18 protein-coding genes are annotated in these 18,439 nt (G+C 41.8%); 17 read left to right on the top strand and 1 reads right to left on the bottom strand.

Annotated elements, in window-relative coordinates; genetic code table 11:
* Positions 1–14: 14 nt before the first annotated feature.
* Positions 15–203 carry a 50S ribosomal protein L28 gene (gene rpmB / locus KMHG_RS02180; RefSeq protein WP_010286489.1) on the bottom strand — a complete coding sequence of 63 codons (189 nt, stop codon included), beginning with the start codon at positions 201–203 and terminating at the stop codon, positions 15–17.
* A 236-nt stretch (positions 204–439) separates the two neighbouring features.
* Here rpmB and KMHG_RS02175 point away from each other — a divergent pair, with 236 nt between their 5' ends.
* The 17 genes from KMHG_RS02175 (at position 440) to KMHG_RS02095 (ending at position 18,403) form a co-directional block, all read left to right on the top strand.
* Entirely contained in the window at positions 440–814 is a 375-nt protein-coding gene (locus KMHG_RS02175; RefSeq protein WP_010286486.1) for an Asp23/Gls24 family envelope stress response protein, read from the top strand.
* A 17-nt stretch (positions 815–831) separates the two neighbouring features.
* Entirely contained in the window at positions 832–2,475 is a 1,644-nt protein-coding gene (locus KMHG_RS02170) for a DAK2 domain-containing protein (RefSeq protein WP_010286483.1), read from the top strand.
* 248 nt (positions 2,476–2,723) lie between these two features.
* Entirely contained in the window at positions 2,724–3,392 is a 669-nt protein-coding gene (gene sdaAB, locus KMHG_RS02165; RefSeq protein ID WP_010286482.1) for an L-serine ammonia-lyase, iron-sulfur-dependent subunit beta, read from the top strand.
* Between the two features lie 11 nt (positions 3,393–3,403).
* The gene (gene sdaAA / locus KMHG_RS02160; RefSeq protein ID WP_010286479.1) at positions 3,404–4,303 is read left to right on the top strand and encodes an L-serine ammonia-lyase, iron-sulfur-dependent, subunit alpha; all 900 of its coding nucleotides are present in this window, start codon (positions 3,404–3,406) and stop codon (positions 4,301–4,303) included.
* The gene (gene recG, locus KMHG_RS02155; protein WP_010286478.1) at positions 4,293–6,341 is read left to right on the top strand and encodes an ATP-dependent DNA helicase RecG; all 2,049 of its coding nucleotides are present in this window, start codon (positions 4,293–4,295) and stop codon (positions 6,339–6,341) included. Before sdaAA ends, recG begins: the two co-directional genes overlap by 11 nt.
* A gap of 97 nt (positions 6,342–6,438) precedes the next feature.
* Entirely contained in the window at positions 6,439–7,014 is a 576-nt protein-coding gene (gene fapR, locus KMHG_RS02150) for a transcription factor FapR (protein WP_010286477.1), read from the top strand.
* Positions 7,014–8,000 (top strand): phosphate acyltransferase PlsX, encoded by a 987-nt coding sequence (gene plsX, locus KMHG_RS02145; RefSeq protein ID WP_010286476.1) that lies wholly within the window; start codon positions 7,014–7,016, stop codon positions 7,998–8,000. The genes fapR and plsX overlap by 1 nt, the downstream gene beginning before the upstream one ends.
* Before the next feature lies 1 nt (position 8,001).
* On the top strand, positions 8,002–8,949 hold the full coding sequence (fabD, locus tag KMHG_RS02140) for an ACP S-malonyltransferase (RefSeq protein ID WP_010286475.1): 948 nt from the start codon (positions 8,002–8,004) through the stop codon (positions 8,947–8,949).
* Positions 8,942–9,676 (top strand): 3-oxoacyl-[acyl-carrier-protein] reductase, encoded by a 735-nt coding sequence (gene fabG / locus KMHG_RS02135; protein WP_010286473.1) that lies wholly within the window; start codon positions 8,942–8,944, stop codon positions 9,674–9,676. Before fabD ends, fabG begins: the two co-directional genes overlap by 8 nt.
* A gap of 104 nt (positions 9,677–9,780) precedes the next feature.
* Entirely contained in the window at positions 9,781–10,017 is a 237-nt protein-coding gene (locus KMHG_RS02130; RefSeq protein ID WP_010286472.1) for an acyl carrier protein, read from the top strand.
* 152 nt (positions 10,018–10,169) lie between these two features.
* Complete coding sequence (rnc, locus tag KMHG_RS02125) at positions 10,170–10,925, top strand: ribonuclease III (RefSeq protein ID WP_010286470.1); 756 nt, start codon at positions 10,170–10,172, stop codon at positions 10,923–10,925.
* An 11-nt stretch (positions 10,926–10,936) separates the two neighbouring features.
* The gene (gene smc, locus KMHG_RS02120; protein WP_010286468.1) at positions 10,937–14,491 is read left to right on the top strand and encodes a chromosome segregation protein SMC; all 3,555 of its coding nucleotides are present in this window, start codon (positions 10,937–10,939) and stop codon (positions 14,489–14,491) included.
* Between the two features lie 15 nt (positions 14,492–14,506).
* The gene (gene ftsY, locus KMHG_RS02115) at positions 14,507–15,844 is read left to right on the top strand and encodes a signal recognition particle-docking protein FtsY (protein ID WP_010286466.1); all 1,338 of its coding nucleotides are present in this window, start codon (positions 14,507–14,509) and stop codon (positions 15,842–15,844) included.
* A gap of 112 nt (positions 15,845–15,956) precedes the next feature.
* Positions 15,957–16,289 carry a putative DNA-binding protein gene (locus tag KMHG_RS02110; RefSeq protein WP_010286464.1) on the top strand — a complete coding sequence of 111 codons (333 nt, stop codon included), beginning with the start codon at positions 15,957–15,959 and terminating at the stop codon, positions 16,287–16,289.
* Positions 16,290–16,301: 12 nt separating this feature from the next.
* Positions 16,302–17,669: a signal recognition particle protein gene (gene ffh / locus KMHG_RS02105; protein ID WP_010286462.1), complete on the top strand. Its 1,368-nt coding sequence runs from the start codon at positions 16,302–16,304 to the stop codon at positions 17,667–17,669.
* A 198-nt stretch (positions 17,670–17,867) separates the two neighbouring features.
* Positions 17,868–18,140, top strand: coding sequence for a 30S ribosomal protein S16 (rpsP, locus tag KMHG_RS02100; protein ID WP_010286460.1), 273 nt, complete (start codon positions 17,868–17,870; stop codon positions 18,138–18,140).
* 29 nt (positions 18,141–18,169) lie between these two features.
* Positions 18,170–18,403 (top strand): KH domain-containing protein, encoded by a 234-nt coding sequence (locus KMHG_RS02095; protein ID WP_010286458.1) that lies wholly within the window; start codon positions 18,170–18,172, stop codon positions 18,401–18,403.
* Positions 18,404–18,439: the final 36 nt, after the last annotated feature.

The following is an 18,439-nucleotide window of genomic DNA, read 5'->3' as shown; positions in this document are numbered from 1 at the left end:
TTTTAAGAGCGCTATTATACGCGTTCTACTTTACCTGATTTAAGTGCACGAGCAGAAACCCAAACGCGTTTAGGTTTGCCGTTTACTAAGATACGAACTTTTTGTAAGTTAGCACCCCAAGTACGTTTTGAAGCGTTCATAGCGTGTGAACGGTTGTTACCAGAACGACTTTTACGTCCAGTAATTACGCATTGTTTTGGCATATTGATTTCCTCCTCATTTAAGAAGTTGAAAGAGTGTGTTTCACTTCGATATTTCACATACTATAATAATTTAACATAGACATTCGGACTTTGCAATAACTAAATCCTAGACTTTCAAGAAAAAAACCTTTACACTATGTTTTGTGCAAAAATGGACGAATAAAGACGATTCTTTTATAATAAGGTTTTGTATAGTACAATAAAGTGAAGTTAATTTAGAACAGGAGGCCAAATCAATGTCAGTAGAACTAACAAATGAATTCGGTCATATTGATATCGCTAATGATGTCGTAGCACAAATCGCAGGTGGAGCTGCAATCGAATGTTACGGGATTGTCGGCATGGCAAGTAAGCATCAAATCCGCGATGGATTAACAGATATTTTGCGTAAAGAAAACTTCGCGCGCGGCGTATTAGTACGTCAAGATGGCGAAGGTGAAAATAAAAATTTACATATTGATATGTATGTAATCGTCAGCTATGGTACGAAAATTTCAGAGGTGGCTTATCAAGTCCAATCAAAAGTAAAATATACACTCGATACGACATTAGGCATGGCTGTTAACTCAGTTAATGTGTATGTGCAAGGTGTGCGTGTAGCGAACGATTAAGAGGAGGAACTAAATCAATGAAGTCATTAGACGGCATTAAATTTGCGGAAATGGTACAACTTGGGGCGCACCATTTATCTCAAAACGCAGATTATGTGGATTCACTAAATGTATTCCCAGTACCAGATGGTGATACAGGTACAAATATGAATCTTTCAATGACATCAGGCGCTAAAGAAGTTGCCAACAATGTCACAGAAAATATCGGAGCGGTTTCACAAGCGTTATCAAAAGGCCTATTAATGGGTGCTCGCGGTAACTCAGGTGTAATCCTTTCACAATTATTCCGCGGCTTCGGCAAAGCGGTAGAAAAAGAAGCAACACTATCTGTCAAAACTTTTGCAAATGCATTAGACCACGGTGTGAAAACAGCCTATAAAGCGGTAATGAAACCAGCTGAAGGTACAATTTTAACAGTCGCACGTCTAGCTGCAGAAAGAGCAATAGAATTGGCTGATACAGAAGAAGATATCGTTGTGTTTATGGAAGAAGTGCTTGCAGCAGCAAAAATCGCTTTAGACAAAACACCAGATCTTTTACCTGTATTAAAAGAAGTAGGCGTTGTCGATAGTGGTGGTCAAGGTCTTGTATTCGTATACGAAGGTTTCGTAGCGAGCTTAAAAGGCGAGGAGCTTCCAGCAAAAATTGAATCATCATTAGATGATTTAGTAAACGCTGAGCACCACCGTGCACAAGACTTTATGGATACATCAGATATCGTCTTCGGCTATTGCACAGAGTTCATGGTTCGTTTCGAAGAAGACAAACGTCCATTCAACGAAGATGAATTCCGTCAAGATATGAGCAAATTCGGTGATTCACTATTAGTGATTTCTGATGACGAAGTTGTAAAAATCCACGTTCACTCTGAAACACCAGGTGAAGTTATTTCATACGGTCACCAATACGGTAGCCTTGTGAAAGTAAAAGTTGATAACATGCGTCAACAACATACAGCAATCGTTGGAGAAGAAAAACCAGCAGTTGCGAAAGAAGTGAAGAAAACACCATATGCAATCGTTACAGTAGCATTAGGTGAAGGTGTAAAACAATTACTTGAAAGTGTCGGTGCATCTTACGTCATCGAAGGCGGTCAAACGATGAACCCATCTACAGAAGATATCGTCAATGCGATTAAAGAAGTAGGCGCTGAAAAAGTATTAATTTTACCAAACAACAAAAACATCATTATGGCTGCAGAGCAAGCGGTTGAATTATTAGACATTCCTGCTGCAGTTGTACCAACGAAAACAATTCCTCAAGGTATGAGTGCAATCCTTTCATTCAACCCAGAGGTAACTGTTGAAGAAAATGCTGAAACGATGACACGCGCATTTAAAGATGTGAAAACAGCTCAAATTACAACAGCTGTACGTGATACAACAATCGATGGCGTTGAAATTCATACAGATGATTTCATGGCGATGGTCGAAGGTAAAATCGTAGCATCTGTTAAAACGTTAGAAGAAGCTGCAGAAGTAGCCATTAACAAAACAGTTGATGAAGATTCTGAAATCGTGACAGTGCTTTACGGTCAAAATACGACACAACAACAACTAGCTCAATTAACAGGTTACATCGAAGCAAACTTCGAAGACGTTGAAGTAGAAGTACACAACGGTAAACAACCTGTATACCCATACATCATTTCTGTTGAATAATAGAAGTGAGAAGATCCGTTTTTCCTCCGAGGAAAAACGGATTTTTTTATTTTTTTCGACGTATGTTTGAAAAGAGCAATTGTACACACTAAATAGCCAAATGCTCACGAAATAGTCTAAATTGTTTATATGGTTTGGACAGATCGTGTAATATCGCCCGAAGTACGCTCGCTTAAATGTTGGGTTTATGACGTGAATAGGATAAAATGAAACTACAATTAATTATTTTTTGAGAGAGGGGACTACGTATGAAATTTTCATCCGTTTTCGACATTATTGGTCCTGTGATGATCGGGCCATCTTCGTCCCATACAGCAGGTGCAGCACGTATCGGTCGCGTCGCACGCGATTTATTTGGTAAACAACCTACTTGGGCAAAAATACATTTATATGGTTCATTTGCGGAGACGTATAAGGGGCATGGAACAGATGTCGCCATTATCGGGGGGTTACTCGATTACGAGACGTATGATGAACGTATTAAAACGGCATTTGAGGAAGCTGAAAAAGTTGGTTTAAGCTTTGAATTTATCCCAGAAACAGGTGCATCTGAACACCCAAATACAGCGCGCATCGTTTTAGGAGACGACGAAGGTAATGAAATGTCGATGTGTGGTATTTCGATTGGTGGGGGTTCAATTGAGATTACAGAATTGAACGGATTCCGTTTACGCATGTCAGGTGGTATGCCAGCAATTCTTGTCGTGCATAACGATCGCGCAGGTGTTGTAGCGCACGTATCGGTATGTTTAGCGAGTCATCAAATTAACATCGGTCATATGGAAGTATCACGTAAAGAGCGTGGCACGATGGCGCTAATGGTTATTGAGGTCGATCAAAACTTAAGCGACGATGTGTTAAATGAAATCGGACGTTTACCGAATATTATGCAAGTATCGCGTATTAAAAATAGCTAGGAGGATTGCAGATGGAAGTGTTATTTCATAACGTTCGCGAATTAGTCGAACGCGCAGAACAAGAAAATAAATTGATTTCAGAAATTATGATCGAACAAGAAATGGCGATGTCAGAACGTAGCCGTGAAGATATTTTTGCGCAAATGGAGCGTAATTTAGAAGTGATGTCACAAGCTGTTGACCGCGGTTTAAAAGGTGTGACATCTGTGACTGGCTTAACAGGTGGCGATGCCGTTTTAATTCAAAACTATTTAAAATCAGGAAAAGGATTAAGTGGTGATTTTTTATTAGATGCGGTCAGTAAAGCAGTTGCAACAAACGAAGTCAACGCGGCGATGGGGATGATTTGTGCAACGCCAACTGCTGGTTCTGCTGGTGTCGTACCAGGTGTATTATTCTCGGTGAAAAATAAATTAAATCCAACACATGAACAGATGGTACGTTTCTTATTTACAGCGGGCGCATTCGGTTTCGTCGTAGCGAATAATGCATCCATTTCAGGTGCGGCAGGTGGCTGTCAAGCAGAGGTCGGTTCAGCGGCAGCAATGGCAGCAGCATCGATCGTCGAAATGGCAGGCGGTACACCACAACAATCTGCACATGCATTCTCCATTTCATTGAAAAATATGCTAGGCTTAGTATGTGACCCTGTTGCGGGTTTAGTAGAAGTTCCTTGTGTAAAACGTAATGCGATGGGTGCTGCTAATGCAATGGTAGCAGCCGACATGGCACTTGCTGGTGTGGAAAGTCGTATTCCGACGGATGAAGTAATTGACGCGATGTATCGCATCGGTCAAACGATGCCGTCTGCACTACGTGAAACAGCACAAGGAGGTCTCGCTGCTACTCCGACAGGGCGTTGGTTAGAAAAACGTATTTTTGGAGGAGCTGTAGCAAACAGTGGCAATTGATTTATGGAGTCCAGTAACGGCGTTAAAAGGTGTCGGAAAAGCAGCTGCTGAAAATTTAGCGCAAATGCATATCACGACAGTGGAAGATTTACTTTTAACGTTTCCATTTCGTCATGAAGATTTTCGCTTAAAAGATTTAGCGCAAACGCCGCACAATGAACGTGTCACAGTAGAAGGACGTGTCGAAAGTTCACCAAACGTCATGTTTTTAGGGAAAGGACGCTCTCGTCTACAGTTTCGAATGCTCGTAGGCAATCATTTGATTCGCGTCACTTTTTTTAATCAAGCTTATTTGAAAAATAAAATCGCACCTGGTGTCATCGTGACCGTTACAGGTAAGTGGGATCAAGGACGTCAGGCGATTAGTGGTTCACAGTTAAATGTCGGACCGAAAGATACGCAAGCTGATTTTGAGCCAGTGTATAGTTTACGTGGAAAATTAAATCAAAAAAAATATCGTAGTTTTATTCGTCAAGCACTCGATGAATGTGGGGAAGCGGTGAAAGATGTGCTTCCTGAACAGTTGCGGACACAATATCAACTACTGCCTATGCATGAAGCACTTGAAGGGATTCATTTTCCGAAAAGTGCAGCGCATGCGAAGCAAGCACGTCGTCGTTTCGTTTACGAAGAATTTCTCGTTTTCCAACTGAAAATGCAGGCGATTCGAAAAGTACGAAAAGAAGATGAGCAAGGGCTTGCAATTCATTATGATGTTGAACGACTACGCGCATTTTTTGCTTCGCTTCCGTATGATTTAACAGGGGCGCAAAAGCGTGTCGTCAATGAGATTTGTAAGGACTTGCTAACCCCTCAGCGAATGAATCGTTTATTACAAGGCGATGTTGGTTCGGGGAAAACAGTCGTGGCAGCGAGTGCATTGTATGCGGCAGTGACAGCTGGTTATCAAGGTGCGTTAATGGCGCCGACAGAAATTTTAGCAGAGCAACATTTAGAAAATTTACGTGCGTGGTTGCAAGAAATGGATGTACGCGTCGAATTATTATCGGGTTCTACCCGTCCGAAAGCGCGCCGGGAGATTCTTGCGGATTTAGCGTCAGGTGAGATCGATATTTTAATCGGTACGCACGCGCTTATCCAACCGAACGTTATATTTTCTAAACTCGGTCTCGTTATTACCGATGAACAACATCGCTTCGGCGTCAACCAACGTCGCGTATTGCGTGATAAAGGGGAAAGTCCCGATCAGTTGTTTATGACGGCAACACCTATTCCGCGTACGTTATCAATTACAGCGTTCGGTGAAATGGATGTTTCCATTATTGACGAAATGCCGGCAGGTCGTAAACCGATTGAAACGCACTGGATGAAGGCGGAGCAATTCAATCTCGTGCTTCGTCGAATGCAACAAGAACTTGAAGCGGGCAGACAAGCATATTTGATTTGCCCATTAATTGAAGAATCGGATAAACTAGATGTACAAAACGCTGTTGATTTGCATGCGCAATTGCAAACGTTATTTGCCGGTAAATTTACAGTTGGTTTAATGCATGGTCGCTTAAATGGTGAAGAAAAAGATGCGGTCATGCGTGCATTTAGTGACGGTGAATTGAATGTGCTCGTATCGACGACTGTCGTTGAAGTTGGGGTAAACGTCCCGAATGCAACGTTTATGGTCATTTACGATGCAGAGCGCTTCGGTTTAGCGCAACTCCACCAATTGCGTGGACGCGTAGGACGTGGCAAGCACCAATCGTACTGCGTATTAGTAGCTGATCCTAAAAGTGATGAAGGGAAAGAACGGATGTTATCAATGACGGAAACGAACGATGGCTTCCGTTTAGCGGAGAAAGACTTGGAACTTCGCGGACCGGGCGACTTTTTTGGCAGCAAACAAAGTGGTGTGCCTGAATTTAAAGTGGCAGACCTTGTGCATGACTACCGCGCGCTTGAAACAGCGCGTCGTGACGCGGCACAACTCGTTTATACCGATGAATTTTGGCATGATGAGGCATATAGAAATTTGCGTGAAACGCTTGAATCGTCAGGTATTTTAGCGGGGGAACGCATCGATTAATGCTGGAGAGTGCAAATTATGCTTGCATTCTCCTTTTTATATTTATATACTGATATTAGTACCAAGTGCTAATACAAAGGGAGCGCAAATTGGAACAATGAAGTATTCAAAAAAAGAACGACAAAAATTGTTGAAACAAACGATTGAAGATAACCCATTTATTACAGATGATCAATTAGCATCTAAATTTAATGTTAGCGTCCAAACGATTCGTTTAGACCGTATGGAGTTATCGATCCCCGAGTTACGCGAACGCATCAAAGACGTCGCAGCACATAACTTTGAAAATGAAGTCAAAACTTTACCTTTAGACGAAGTCATGGGCGAGATTATTGATATCGAGCTTGATGAACGAGCACTGTCTATTTTTGATGTAACAGAAGATCACGTTTTCCAACGTAATGGCATTGCACGTGGTCATCATTTATTTGCACAAGCGAATTCATTAGCAGTCGCTGTCATTGACGATGATTTAGCGTTAACTGTAAAATCAGAACTATCATTTGCACGTCCTGTTCACGCAGGTGATCGTGTGATTGCGAAGGCAACTGTCACAGGACGAGATGATTCAAAAGATCGTACATTCGTGAACGTTACATCAACAGTAAATGGTACAACAGTGTTTACGGGCAATTTTGAAATGTACCGTACGAAAGGTAAAGGTGAAAAATAATGAAATTTGCAATTGACGGCATGGGTGGCGACAATGCACCGAAGGAAATTATTGCAGGTGTATATGAAGCGCTTGATGCTTTTACAGATTTAGAAATCGTATTATACGGTGATGAAGCAAAAATGGCACCGTTTTTAAAAGACCATAATCGTTTACAAGTCGTACATTGTACGGAAGTTATCGAAGGGACAGATGAGCCAGTGCGCTCAGTACGTCGTAAAAAAGATGCTTCAATGGTACGTATGGCGCAAGCGGTTGCAAATGGTGAAGTAGATGCATGCGTATCAGCAGGTAATACAGGTGCGCTTATGGCAGCTGGTCTGTTTATCGTACGTCGTATTGATGGCATTGATCGCCCAGCATTATCAACGACATTACCGACATTAGACGGTGCAGGTTTTGATATGTTAGACCTCGGTGCAAACGCAGATGCAAAACCAGAAAACTTATTGCAATATGCGATTATGGGTAGCATTTATGCGCGCGAAGTACGCGGCATTGAAAACCCAACAGTCGGTCTTTTAAATATCGGTACAGAAGATAAAAAAGGGAATGAACTCGCGAAGCATGCGTTTGCATTGTTAAAAGATGCACCGATTAATTTTGTCGGTAACGTAGAAGCACGCGAATTATTAAACCATGCGGCTGACGTCGTCATTACAGATGGCTTCACAGGTAACATGGTACTTAAAACAATCGAAGGGGTAGCAGGTTCTATTTTCTCTTTATTAAAAGAGCAACTGATGTCTTCAACGAAAACGAAAATTGCTGCAGCGATGATTAAACCGAATTTAAAAGTAATCAAAGACAAGATGGATTACTCTGAATACGGCGGTGCGGTATTGTTCGGCTTGAAGGCGCCTGTTATTAAAGCGCACGGTTCATCAAAAGGTCATGCTTTCTTTAGCGCGATTCGTCAAGCGAAGAAAATGGCTGAACATAACGTATGCGCAACGATTGATTCTACGATTTCAAAGGAGAATTAATATGACAAAAATCGCTTTTCTATTTCCAGGCCAAGGCTCACAAAAAGTAGGAATGGGTGAGGCGTTACTACAAGGCAACTATGCAAACTTTTACGAAACAGCAGATGCATTACTCGGTTATGATTTATCGACGCTCATGTTACAAGGTCCAGAAGAGCAATTGACGCTTACATACAATGCGCAACCAGCATTATTAACAACGGGTGTACTAGTCGCTAAACAACTAGTAGATGCAGGTATTCAACCAGATTTTACAATCGGTCATAGTCTAGGAGAATATGCAGCGCTCGTCGCTTCAGGTGTTATGACATTTGAAGATGCCGTTCAAATTGTGCATACGCGTGGCAAGCTCATGAATGAGGCAATGCCCGCAGGTGAAGGCTCAATGGCTGCGATTTTAGCACTTGATGAGCAAACGCTCGGTGAGGTAACGAAATCGGTCAGCGAGGAACTCGGCGAAGTCGTTCAAATGGCGAATTTAAACTGTCCTGGACAGATCGTGATTTCAGGAACGAAACGCGCTGTAGAAGTAGCGTGTGAACGAGCGAAAGCAGCAGGCGCACGTCGCGCATTACCGTTAAATGTCAGTGGTCCATTCCATAGTGAATTGATGAAACCCGCTGCAGAGAAGCTTCGTGAAACGTTAGCGAACGTGTCGTTACAACAAGCGACGGTACCCGTTATTGCGAACGTCACAGCACAGCCTGTAACAGCGCCTGATGCGATTGCGGACTTACTCGTTGCGCAACTGTCAGCACCTGTTCAATTTGAAGCGTCTATTCGTACACTGTTGGCACAAGGTGTCGATACGTTTATCGAATGTGGCCCTGGAAAAGTATTAAGCGGTTTAGTCAAAAAAATAGATCGACAAGCGACAACGTACTGCGTATACGATGACGCGACATTACAAGCATTAGTAGCAGACGCAAAGGAGTGGGCACATGTCTAACACAGCAATCGTGACAGGCGCATCACGCGGCATTGGCCGTGCGATTGCCTTACAACTAGCACAAGACGGATTTAACGTCGTCGTGAACTATAGCGGTTCACAAGCGCGTGCAGAAGCAGTCGCAAAGGAAATTGAAGCATTTGGCGTAAAAGCGCTCGTCGTACAGGCGAATGTGAGCGATGCAGATGCGGTCAAAACGCTCGTTAATACGACGCTTGAGACGTTCGGTTCGATTGATGTTCTCGTCAATAATGCAGGGATTACGCGCGACAATTTAATCATGCGTATGAAAGAGCAAGATTGGGATGACGTCATTGATACGAATTTGAAATCTGTGTTCCTTTGCACGAAAGCGGTGACGCGTCCGATGATGAAACAACGTAGCGGTCGCATTATTAATGTAGCCTCTGTCGTTGGCGTTGTCGGCAATGCAGGACAAGCAAACTATACGGCGTCAAAAGCGGGTGTCATCGGTTTGACGAAAACGTCGGCGAAGGAGCTAGCGGCACGTAACATTTTAGTAAATGCAGTCGCACCAGGTTTTATTGAAACAGAAATGACAGATGCGATGCCAGAAGAAGCAAAATCAGGTATGCTATCACAAATTCCGCTAGCAAAACTTGGACAGCCTGAAGATATTGCGAGTGTCGTAAGCTTTTTAGCGTCTGATGCAAGTCGATATATGACAGGTCAAGTGCTTCATATTGATGGCGGTATGGTCATGTAAACGTGACGATTATCATTTTTACTCTTGCGTAAAAGATGCTATACTATGCTAGAAATTAAGAATTGGTCATACCAGTTCATACACATTGAGAGGAGGTGTCCATCGTGGCTACAGTTTTAGAACGTGTAACTAAAGTAATCGTTGACCGTTTAGGCGTTGACGAAAGCGAAGTAAAACCAGAAGCTTCTTTCCGTGAAGATCTAGGTGCTGATTCACTAGACGTTGTTGAATTAGTAATGGAATTTGAAGAAGAATTCGATATGCAAATTGAAGATGAAGATGCTGAAAAAATCCAATCAGTTGGTGACGCAGTTGCTTTCATCGAAAAAGCACAAGCTTAACACATAAGCATATTTTGAATAAATACTTAACACTTCCCTTGTAGCATGCTGCAAGGGAAGTTATCTTTTTTTTTAAAGTTTTGCACAAACGTCTCGAAAAAGGTACACTATGAAGGAGTACTAATTTAGTAAACTAAGAAGGTTGATGAACGATGAAAATCGAAGAACTATCACAGAAGAACGGTGCGATTCCTGAACAGGACCGCGCGAAGTTTGAACAATTACAAGACAATTTAGGCTTACACTTTGATAATAAAAATTTATTATACAATGCGTTTACACACTCATCTTACGTAAACGAGCATCGTCGCAAACAATATGAAGATAACGAACGTCTTGAATTTTTAGGCGATGCAGTGTTAGAGCTAACTGTTTCTAAGTTTTTATTCCTGAAATTCCCTAAAATGACGGAAGGCGAACTAACAAAATTGCGTGCAGCAATCGTTTGTGAACCATCTTTAGTTATTTTCGCGAACGAATTAAACTTCGGCGAATTCGTGTTATTAGGTAAAGGGGAAGAAATTACAGGCGGTCGCGAACGTCCAGCATTACTTGCGGATTGTTTCGAAGCATTTGTTGGTGCTTTATATTTAGACCAAGGTTTAGAAACAGTTGTTGGCTTCTTGGAAACAGTTGTCTTTCCAAAAGTAGAGCTCGGTATGTTTTCACATGTAATGGACTTTAAAAGTCAATTACAAGAAATGGTGCAACAAGCCAATTCAGGTGCATTGCAATATACGATCATTAAAGAAAATGGTCCGGCCCACAATCGTACATTCGTATCTCAAGTCATGTTAAATGGCAAAGAGCTTGGTGTCGGTAATGGTAAATCGAAAAAAGAAGCAGAACAAAAGGCTGCCCAAAGTGCAATGGTTGCACTGAAAAAACAATTGTCAGAGGATAAATAGGGGGTATTATTTTGTTCCTTAAACGGCTTGAAGTGATTGGATTTAAATCTTTTGCCGATCGTATTGGTATCGACTTCGTACCGGGTGTAACCGCAGTTGTCGGTCCGAACGGTAGTGGTAAAAGTAATGTCATTGACGCCATTCGTTGGGTCCTTGGCGAACAATCAGCGAAATCATTACGTGGTGCGAAAATGGAAGATGTTATTTTCGCTGGTAGTGATTCCCGCAAACCGCTTAATTTTGCAGAAGTAACGCTCATCCTAGATAACGAAGATGAACGCTTGCCACTTTCGTATAATGAGGTGAGCGTTTCTCGTCGTGTCTACCGTTCGGGTGAAAGCGAATATTTATTAAACAAACAAAGCTGTCGCCTAAAAGATATTACCGATCTATTTTTAGATTCTGGTTTAGGAAAAGAAGCTTTTTCAATTATTTCACAAGGTCGTGTCGATGAGATTTTAAACAGTAAGCCAGATGATCGTCGTGCGATTTTTGAAGAAGCAGCGGGCGTTTTGAAATATAAAAAACGTCGTAAAAAGGCAGAACATAAATTATTTGAAACAGACGATAATTTAAATCGTGTGTTAGATATTTTACACGAACTAGACGGACGTATTGAGCCGCTCCGCATTCAAGCATCTGCGGCGGAAGATTATGTCGCGATGAACAATGAATTACGTGGCATCGACATCGCAGTACTTCTCCATGATATCGAAGAACTTGAAGCATCGTTCAAACAGTTTGCTGCGCAAAAAAGTACTCTTTCCGAACAGGAAAATGCGCAGCGCACTCGCATTGAAGCATTGCAACAAGACCTTTTATCGCATCGTGAAGCATTGCAAGCAATCGACACACAACTCGACGTTGAACAAGCTGAACTTGTCGACGTAAGTAGTGACGTCGAACGCTATGAAGGACGCAAAGCGGTATTACTACAAAAACGTGAAAATATGTCACAACAACTTCAACAATTAGAAAAAGCGATTGCACAAGCAACGGATAAATGTGCGCAACTGCGTGCTTTACAAGAAGTGAAGATGCAAGAGCTAGCAGAACGTAATGAAGCGTTTAACGGTGTACGTCAAGAAGTGAAAGACTTACAACAAGCACTTGCGCGTTCAACGTCTGAAATTGAAGAAGAAATTGAAACGTTAAAAAACACGTATATTGATCGTTTAAACGAACAAGCAACGGCGAAAAATGAATTGAAAAACGTCATTCGTCAAATTGAACAACAACAACTCGAAACGACAAAAATGTCATCTGCTTCTGGAGAAACGGTTGCAGAGCTTCGTCGCCTACAAGCGGAAGAACAACAAGCGATGGCCAATGTCGATCAATTAAATGCAGATGTCGAAGCGCACTTAGCGACGTATAAAGCGACGCAAACGCAATACGAACAACTGCAAACGACTTATAAAAAGAAACGCGATATGTTGTATCAAGGCTATCAACAGCTGAAAACGATGCAAGGTCGTAAAGAAACGTTAGAAGAACTATCGTCTAACTTTGAAGGTTTTTATAAAGGGCCGAAAATGATTTTACAAGCGCGTGATGAACGTCGCTTAACAGGTGTCATCGGTGCAGTAGCAGAAATGATTCAAGTACCAGCACCTTATGCACTTGCGATTGAAACGACACTCGGTGCAACAGCGCAACATATTATTACCGAAACGGATCAACATGCAAGTAGCGCGATTCAATATTTACGTCAACATAACGGCGGTCGTGCGACGTTTTTACCGAAAAACATTATGAAGCCACGTCAAATTCCTGCTGAAACGCTACAACACGTTGCGGGGCACCCATCGTTTATTCAAACGGCGGATCAATTAGTCGAAGCATCTACAGATGTCAAAACGATCGTCGGTAACTTATTAGGCCACGTTATGATTGCAAAAGATTTAGACGGGGCAAAAGCGATTGCGCAAGCATGTCACTATCGTTACCGTGTCGTTACATTAGAAGGCGATGTCGTCAACGCGGGTGGTTCGATGACGGGTGGTTCAACGAATAAACAAAATGCGGTCTTTACGCGTAAAGCGGAACTTGAAACGTTGACAGCGCGTGTTGCGCAGTTAGACGCATCGATTTTAGAAGCGGAACAAGTCGTGAAAGATCTCGAAAAACAAGTTGGAACGCAAGAACGTTTATTAGAAGAACAACGTCAAACGGGCGATCAGTTAAAACAACGTCATTATCGTCAAAACGTCGAATTAGAAACGTTAAGTGCTGCCGTAAAACGTTTAGCACAACGCGTATCACTATTTGATTCAGAACGTCAAGATGTGACGAGCCGCGTCGGTAGTTTAGCTGACGAACGTCAACAGCTTGAAACGCGCTTAACAGAGCTTGAAGCGGAACTCGTTGATTTAGATGCGCAAATTGACCGTTTAAATACGTTAAAAGCACAAAGCGTGTCAGAACGTGATCAATTACAAAATGATTTAGCAGATAAAAAAGCAGCGCAAGCCGTGAAAGCAGAGCAAGTCATTCAATTGCAAAGCCAAGTCGACAGTTTAGCAGAACAATTACAAGCGACAGAAGTGACGTTACAAGAAGCGACACAAGAACGCGCGTGGTTGTTAGCAGACAACGGTGAAGCGGGTCCAACGGAAGAGGAGCTTGTCGCGACGATTGCGGATTTAAAACGTCGTAAAGAGGCGCTTATGGCGTCTATTCAAACGGCGAAAGAAAACCGTCAATCATTACAACAAACGATTCAAACAGCGGATACGGCGCTTACAGAAGCACAACGTGTACACCAAAGTGTATTAAATGTGATTCGTGACCTTGATGTTAAAATGAACCGCATTGATGTGACACGTCACAAACAAATCGAGCAGCTTGAGCAAGATTACAACTTAACGTATCAAGAAGCGCTGTTAGAAGAAATGGTCGATGTTGATATCGATACAGCACGACGCAAAGTGAAGTTACTTCGTCAATCGATCGAAGAGCTTGGCGATGTGAACGTGTTAGCAATCGAAGAATATAAAACCGTTTCTGAACGTCATGAATTTTTAACGAGCCAACGCAACGACTTATTAGAAGCGAAAGATACGCTTCATGAGGCAATTCGCGAAATGGACGAAGAAATGACGACACGCTTCAGTGAAACATTTGCATCGATTCGTACGCACTTCGGTGAAGTATTCCGCGAGCTATTCGGCGGCGGGAAAGCGGATTTAATTTTATTGGATCCTGAAAACTTACTCGAAACGGGTATCGAAATCGTTGCGCAACCACCAGGTAAAAAACTACAAAGCTTAAGTTTATTATCAGGTGGGGAACGTGCATTAACAGCCATTGCGTTGTTATTTGCGATTTTAAAAACGCGTCCTGTACCGTTCTGTATTTTAGATGAGGTCGAAGCGGCGCTTGACGAGGCGAACGTGAATCGCTATAGTCAATACTTGAAAAAATTCAGCGATGATACACAATTCATCGTGATTACGCACCGTAAAGGTACGATGGAAGGCGCGGACGTATTGTATGGTATTACGATGCAAGAGTCTGGCGTATCGAAACTCGTATCGGTGAAATTAGAACAAGAGATGTCCTAAAGGAGCGGAATGAGTATGGGCTTTTTACAACGTATGAAAGCAAAGCTAACTGGTAAGAAAAGCGAAGAGTTAGAAGACCAAGTAGCAAACGAAGCCGAAGAAGGCGCTGAGGAAGAACCGAAGCAAACAGAAACAGCAGAAGCAACTGTCGAACAAGTAGATGACGTTGTCGAAGCACCTCAAGCTGAGGAACCAAAAGCTGAGGAACCAAAAGTGGAAGCAATCGTTGAAGAACCTGTCGTTGAAACGTCAGAAGTACCAGCAGTGATTGAAGAGGCAACAACTGAAGACGTAACAGATGATACAGTAGATGCGGACGAAGAAGAAACAGAAGAAACGAAAGAGAAAAAACGTCACTGGTTCTCACCAGCAGCAATTACTGAAAAATTCAAGCATGGCCTTGAAAAAACACGTAACTCTTTTTCTTCTAAAGTAAATGACTTAGTCGCACGCTACCGTACAGTCGACGAAGATTTCTTCGAAGAACTAGAAGAAGTATTACTACAAGCCGACGTCGGTTTTGAAACAGTTATGCAACTAATTGAAGAATTAGAAATGGAAGTAAAACGTAAAAACATTAAATCTACAGATGGTATCCAAGCGGTTATTTCTGAAAAATTAGTGGAAATTTACGAACAAGGCGAAGCCGATATTACTTCATTAAATATGCAGCCAGATGGCGAATTAACGGTCATTTTATTCGTAGGGGTAAACGGTGTTGGTAAAACGACAACGATCGGTAAACTCGCACATAGTTTTAAACAACAAGGCAAAAATGTCATGCTTGCAGCAGGAGATACGTTCCGTGCAGGTGCGATTGACCAATTACAAGTATGGGGCGATCGCGTTGGCGTTGAAGTTATTAAACAATCTGAAGGCTCTGACCCAGCAGCAGTTATGTACGATGCGATTAACGCAGCGAAAAACCGCGGTGCCGATATTTTAATTTGTGATACGGCTGGTCGTCTTCAAAATAAAGTCAACTTAATGAACGAACTTCAAAAAGTACACCGCGTCATCGAACGTGAAGTACCTGGTGCGCCACACGAAGTATTACTTGCGTTAGATGCGACAACAGGTCAAAACGCACTCGTACAAGCGAAAACGTTCAAAGAGGCAACGAAAGTAACAGGTATCGTGTTAACGAAACTAGACGGTACAGCAAAAGGTGGTATCGTGCTTGCGATTCGTAACCAACTGCACATTCCTGTGAAATTCGTTGGTCTTGGTGAAAAAATGGATGACTTACAACCATTTGATGCTGAGCGCTACGTGTACGGTTTATTCGCCGATTCAATCGATGAACAAATCGCAGACTTAGATGATGATGCACAAGACAAGAAAGACGTATAAAACGCTGATATAACAATAAGAAGCGAGGCTTTAGACAAGGGGTTTACCTTGACAGAAGCCTCGCTTTTCTTATATGATACGATGGAATATGTATGTAGAGGAGAGGTTATGTATGTTACTTGAAAAAACAACACGTATGAACTTTCTCTTTGACTTTTATCAAGCGCTTTTAACGGACAAGCAACGTAGCTATATGCAGCTCTACTATTTAGATGATCTGTCGTTAGGTGAAATTGCCGAATCGTATGAAGTGTCTCGTCAGGCCGTATATGACAATATCCGTCGTACAGAGGCGATGCTTGAGGAATATGAAGAAAAACTTCAGCTTTTTACTAAGTTTCAACAAAGACAACAAATCGTAGCTAGCTTGACAGCAGCGATTGAAGCTAAAGCGTCAGATGACGACGTACTAGGCTATATTGAACAATTGAAAGAATGGGATTAGGGGGCGACCACTATGGCATTTGAAGGCTTATCAGAGCGACTCCAAAATACAATTGCCAAAATTAAAGGTAAAGGTAAAGTAACAGAACAAGACGTTAAAATTATGATGCGTGAAGTTCGCTTTGCTTTAATTGAAGCCGATGTTAACTTGAAAGTCGTAAAAAAATTCGTTAAATCAGTAAGTGAACGTGCAGTTGGTGCAGACGTTATGCAAAGCTTAACGCCTGGTCAACAAGTTATTAAAATCGTTCAAGAAGAATTAACAGCACTTATGGGTGGCGAACAATCACCTGTAAAATTCTCAAATCGTCCGCCGACAGTCATTATGATGGTCGGTTTACAAGGTGCCGGTAAAACGACAACTACAGGTAAACTTGCGAACGTATTACGTAAAAAATATAACAAAAAACCGTTACTTGTTGCAGCCGACGTTTATCGTCCAGCCGCTGTTAAACAATTACAAACACTTGGTAAACAATTATCAATTCCGGTTTTTGAAAAAGGTACAGAAGTATCACCAGTCGACATCGCACGTGATGCGATTGAATTTGCAAAAGAAGAACATCACGACGTTGTCATCATCGATACAGCGGGTCGTCTGCACATTGACGAAGCGTTAATGCAAGAGTTAAAAGACATTCGTGCGCTAAAAGAGCCAGACGAAGTATTTTTAGTTGTTGATGCAATGACCGGTCAAGATGCTGTAAACGTTGCAGAAAGCTTTAACGATGCAGTCGGCATTACAGGTGTCGTATTAACGAAACTTGATGGTGACACACGTGGTGGTGCAGCATTATCAATCCGTTCTGTAACGGAAAAACCGATTAAATTTGTCGGTATGGGTGAAAAAATGGATGCACTTGAACCATTCCACCCAGAGCGTATGGCACAGCGTATTTTAGGTATGGGTGATGTATTATCACTCATCGAAAAAGCGCAAGAAACGGTTGACGCTGAAAAAGCAAAAGAGCTTGAAGAAAAATTCAAAACACAAAGCTTCACATTTGATGATTTCCTTGATCAAATGAGCCAAGTGAAAAAAATGGGCCCACTTGAGGACATCATTAAAATGATTCCTGGTATGAACAAAGTAAAAGGCTTAGACAAAATGAATTTTGACGACAAGCAAATTAATCATATCGAAGCGATTATCCAATCGATGACGATTGCAGAACGTACAAATCCAGAAATTATTACGTCAAGTCGTCGTAAACGTATCGCGTTAGGTTCTGGCCGTTCTGTACAAGAAGTCAACCGCTTAATTAAGCAGTTTGATGAAATGAAAAAAATGATGAAACAAATGTCAGGCATGATGAACCCAGCCGGCGGTAAGAAGAAAAAATTCAAATTACCAGGCATGGATTCATTGTTTAAAATGTAATATATGCGCGATTAATTGAGGTCTTAACAGCGTGAAAAAGGGTCTTTGTGCTTGTTAAGAAAAAATACTTTACAAACACTTGAAATCTTTCTGGATATGCTGTAAAATAACCTGTGTTAAGAAAAAACACTTTACAAACAATCGAAAGCTTGATATTATACTATCTTGTGTGAAACTTATTCGGAGGTGCAAAGAAACATGGCAGTAAAAATTCGTTTAAAACGTATCGGTGCTAAAAAAGCTCCTTTCTACCGTATCGTAGTTGCTGACTCACGTTCTCCACGTGACGGCCGTTCTATCGAAACAATCGGTACATTCAATCCATTAACTTCTCCAGAAGAAGTTAAAATTGATGAAGAAAAAGCATTAGCATGGTTAGCTAACGGTGCAAAACCATCTGATACTGTACGTAACTTGTTCTCAAAACAAGGCATCATGGCTAAATTCCATGAATCAAAACAAGGTAAATAATTTTACCTTTAATAATCGGGGGTGACATCGTGGAACAGCTGATTAAAACAATTGTACAACCATTAGTTGATTTTCCAGATGACGTTCGCGTTACTGTGGACGAATCAGAAAATCGCATCGTTTATAAGCTTGCTGTCCATCCGAAAGATGTCGGCAAAGTGATTGGTAAACAAGGAAGTGTTGCGAAGTCAATTCGCACGATTGTTTATTCTGCTGCGAGCAGTCACCATATGAAGAAGACGTATGTCGATATCATAGATTAGCGAAAAAGGAGGGAGCACTAGTTCCTTCCTTTTTTG

Source organism: Kurthia massiliensis (genome assembly GCF_000285555.1).
Lineage (GTDB): Bacteria > Bacillota > Bacilli > Bacillales_A > Planococcaceae > Kurthia > Kurthia massiliensis.
This window is presented reverse-complemented; position numbering and strand designations above follow the sequence as displayed.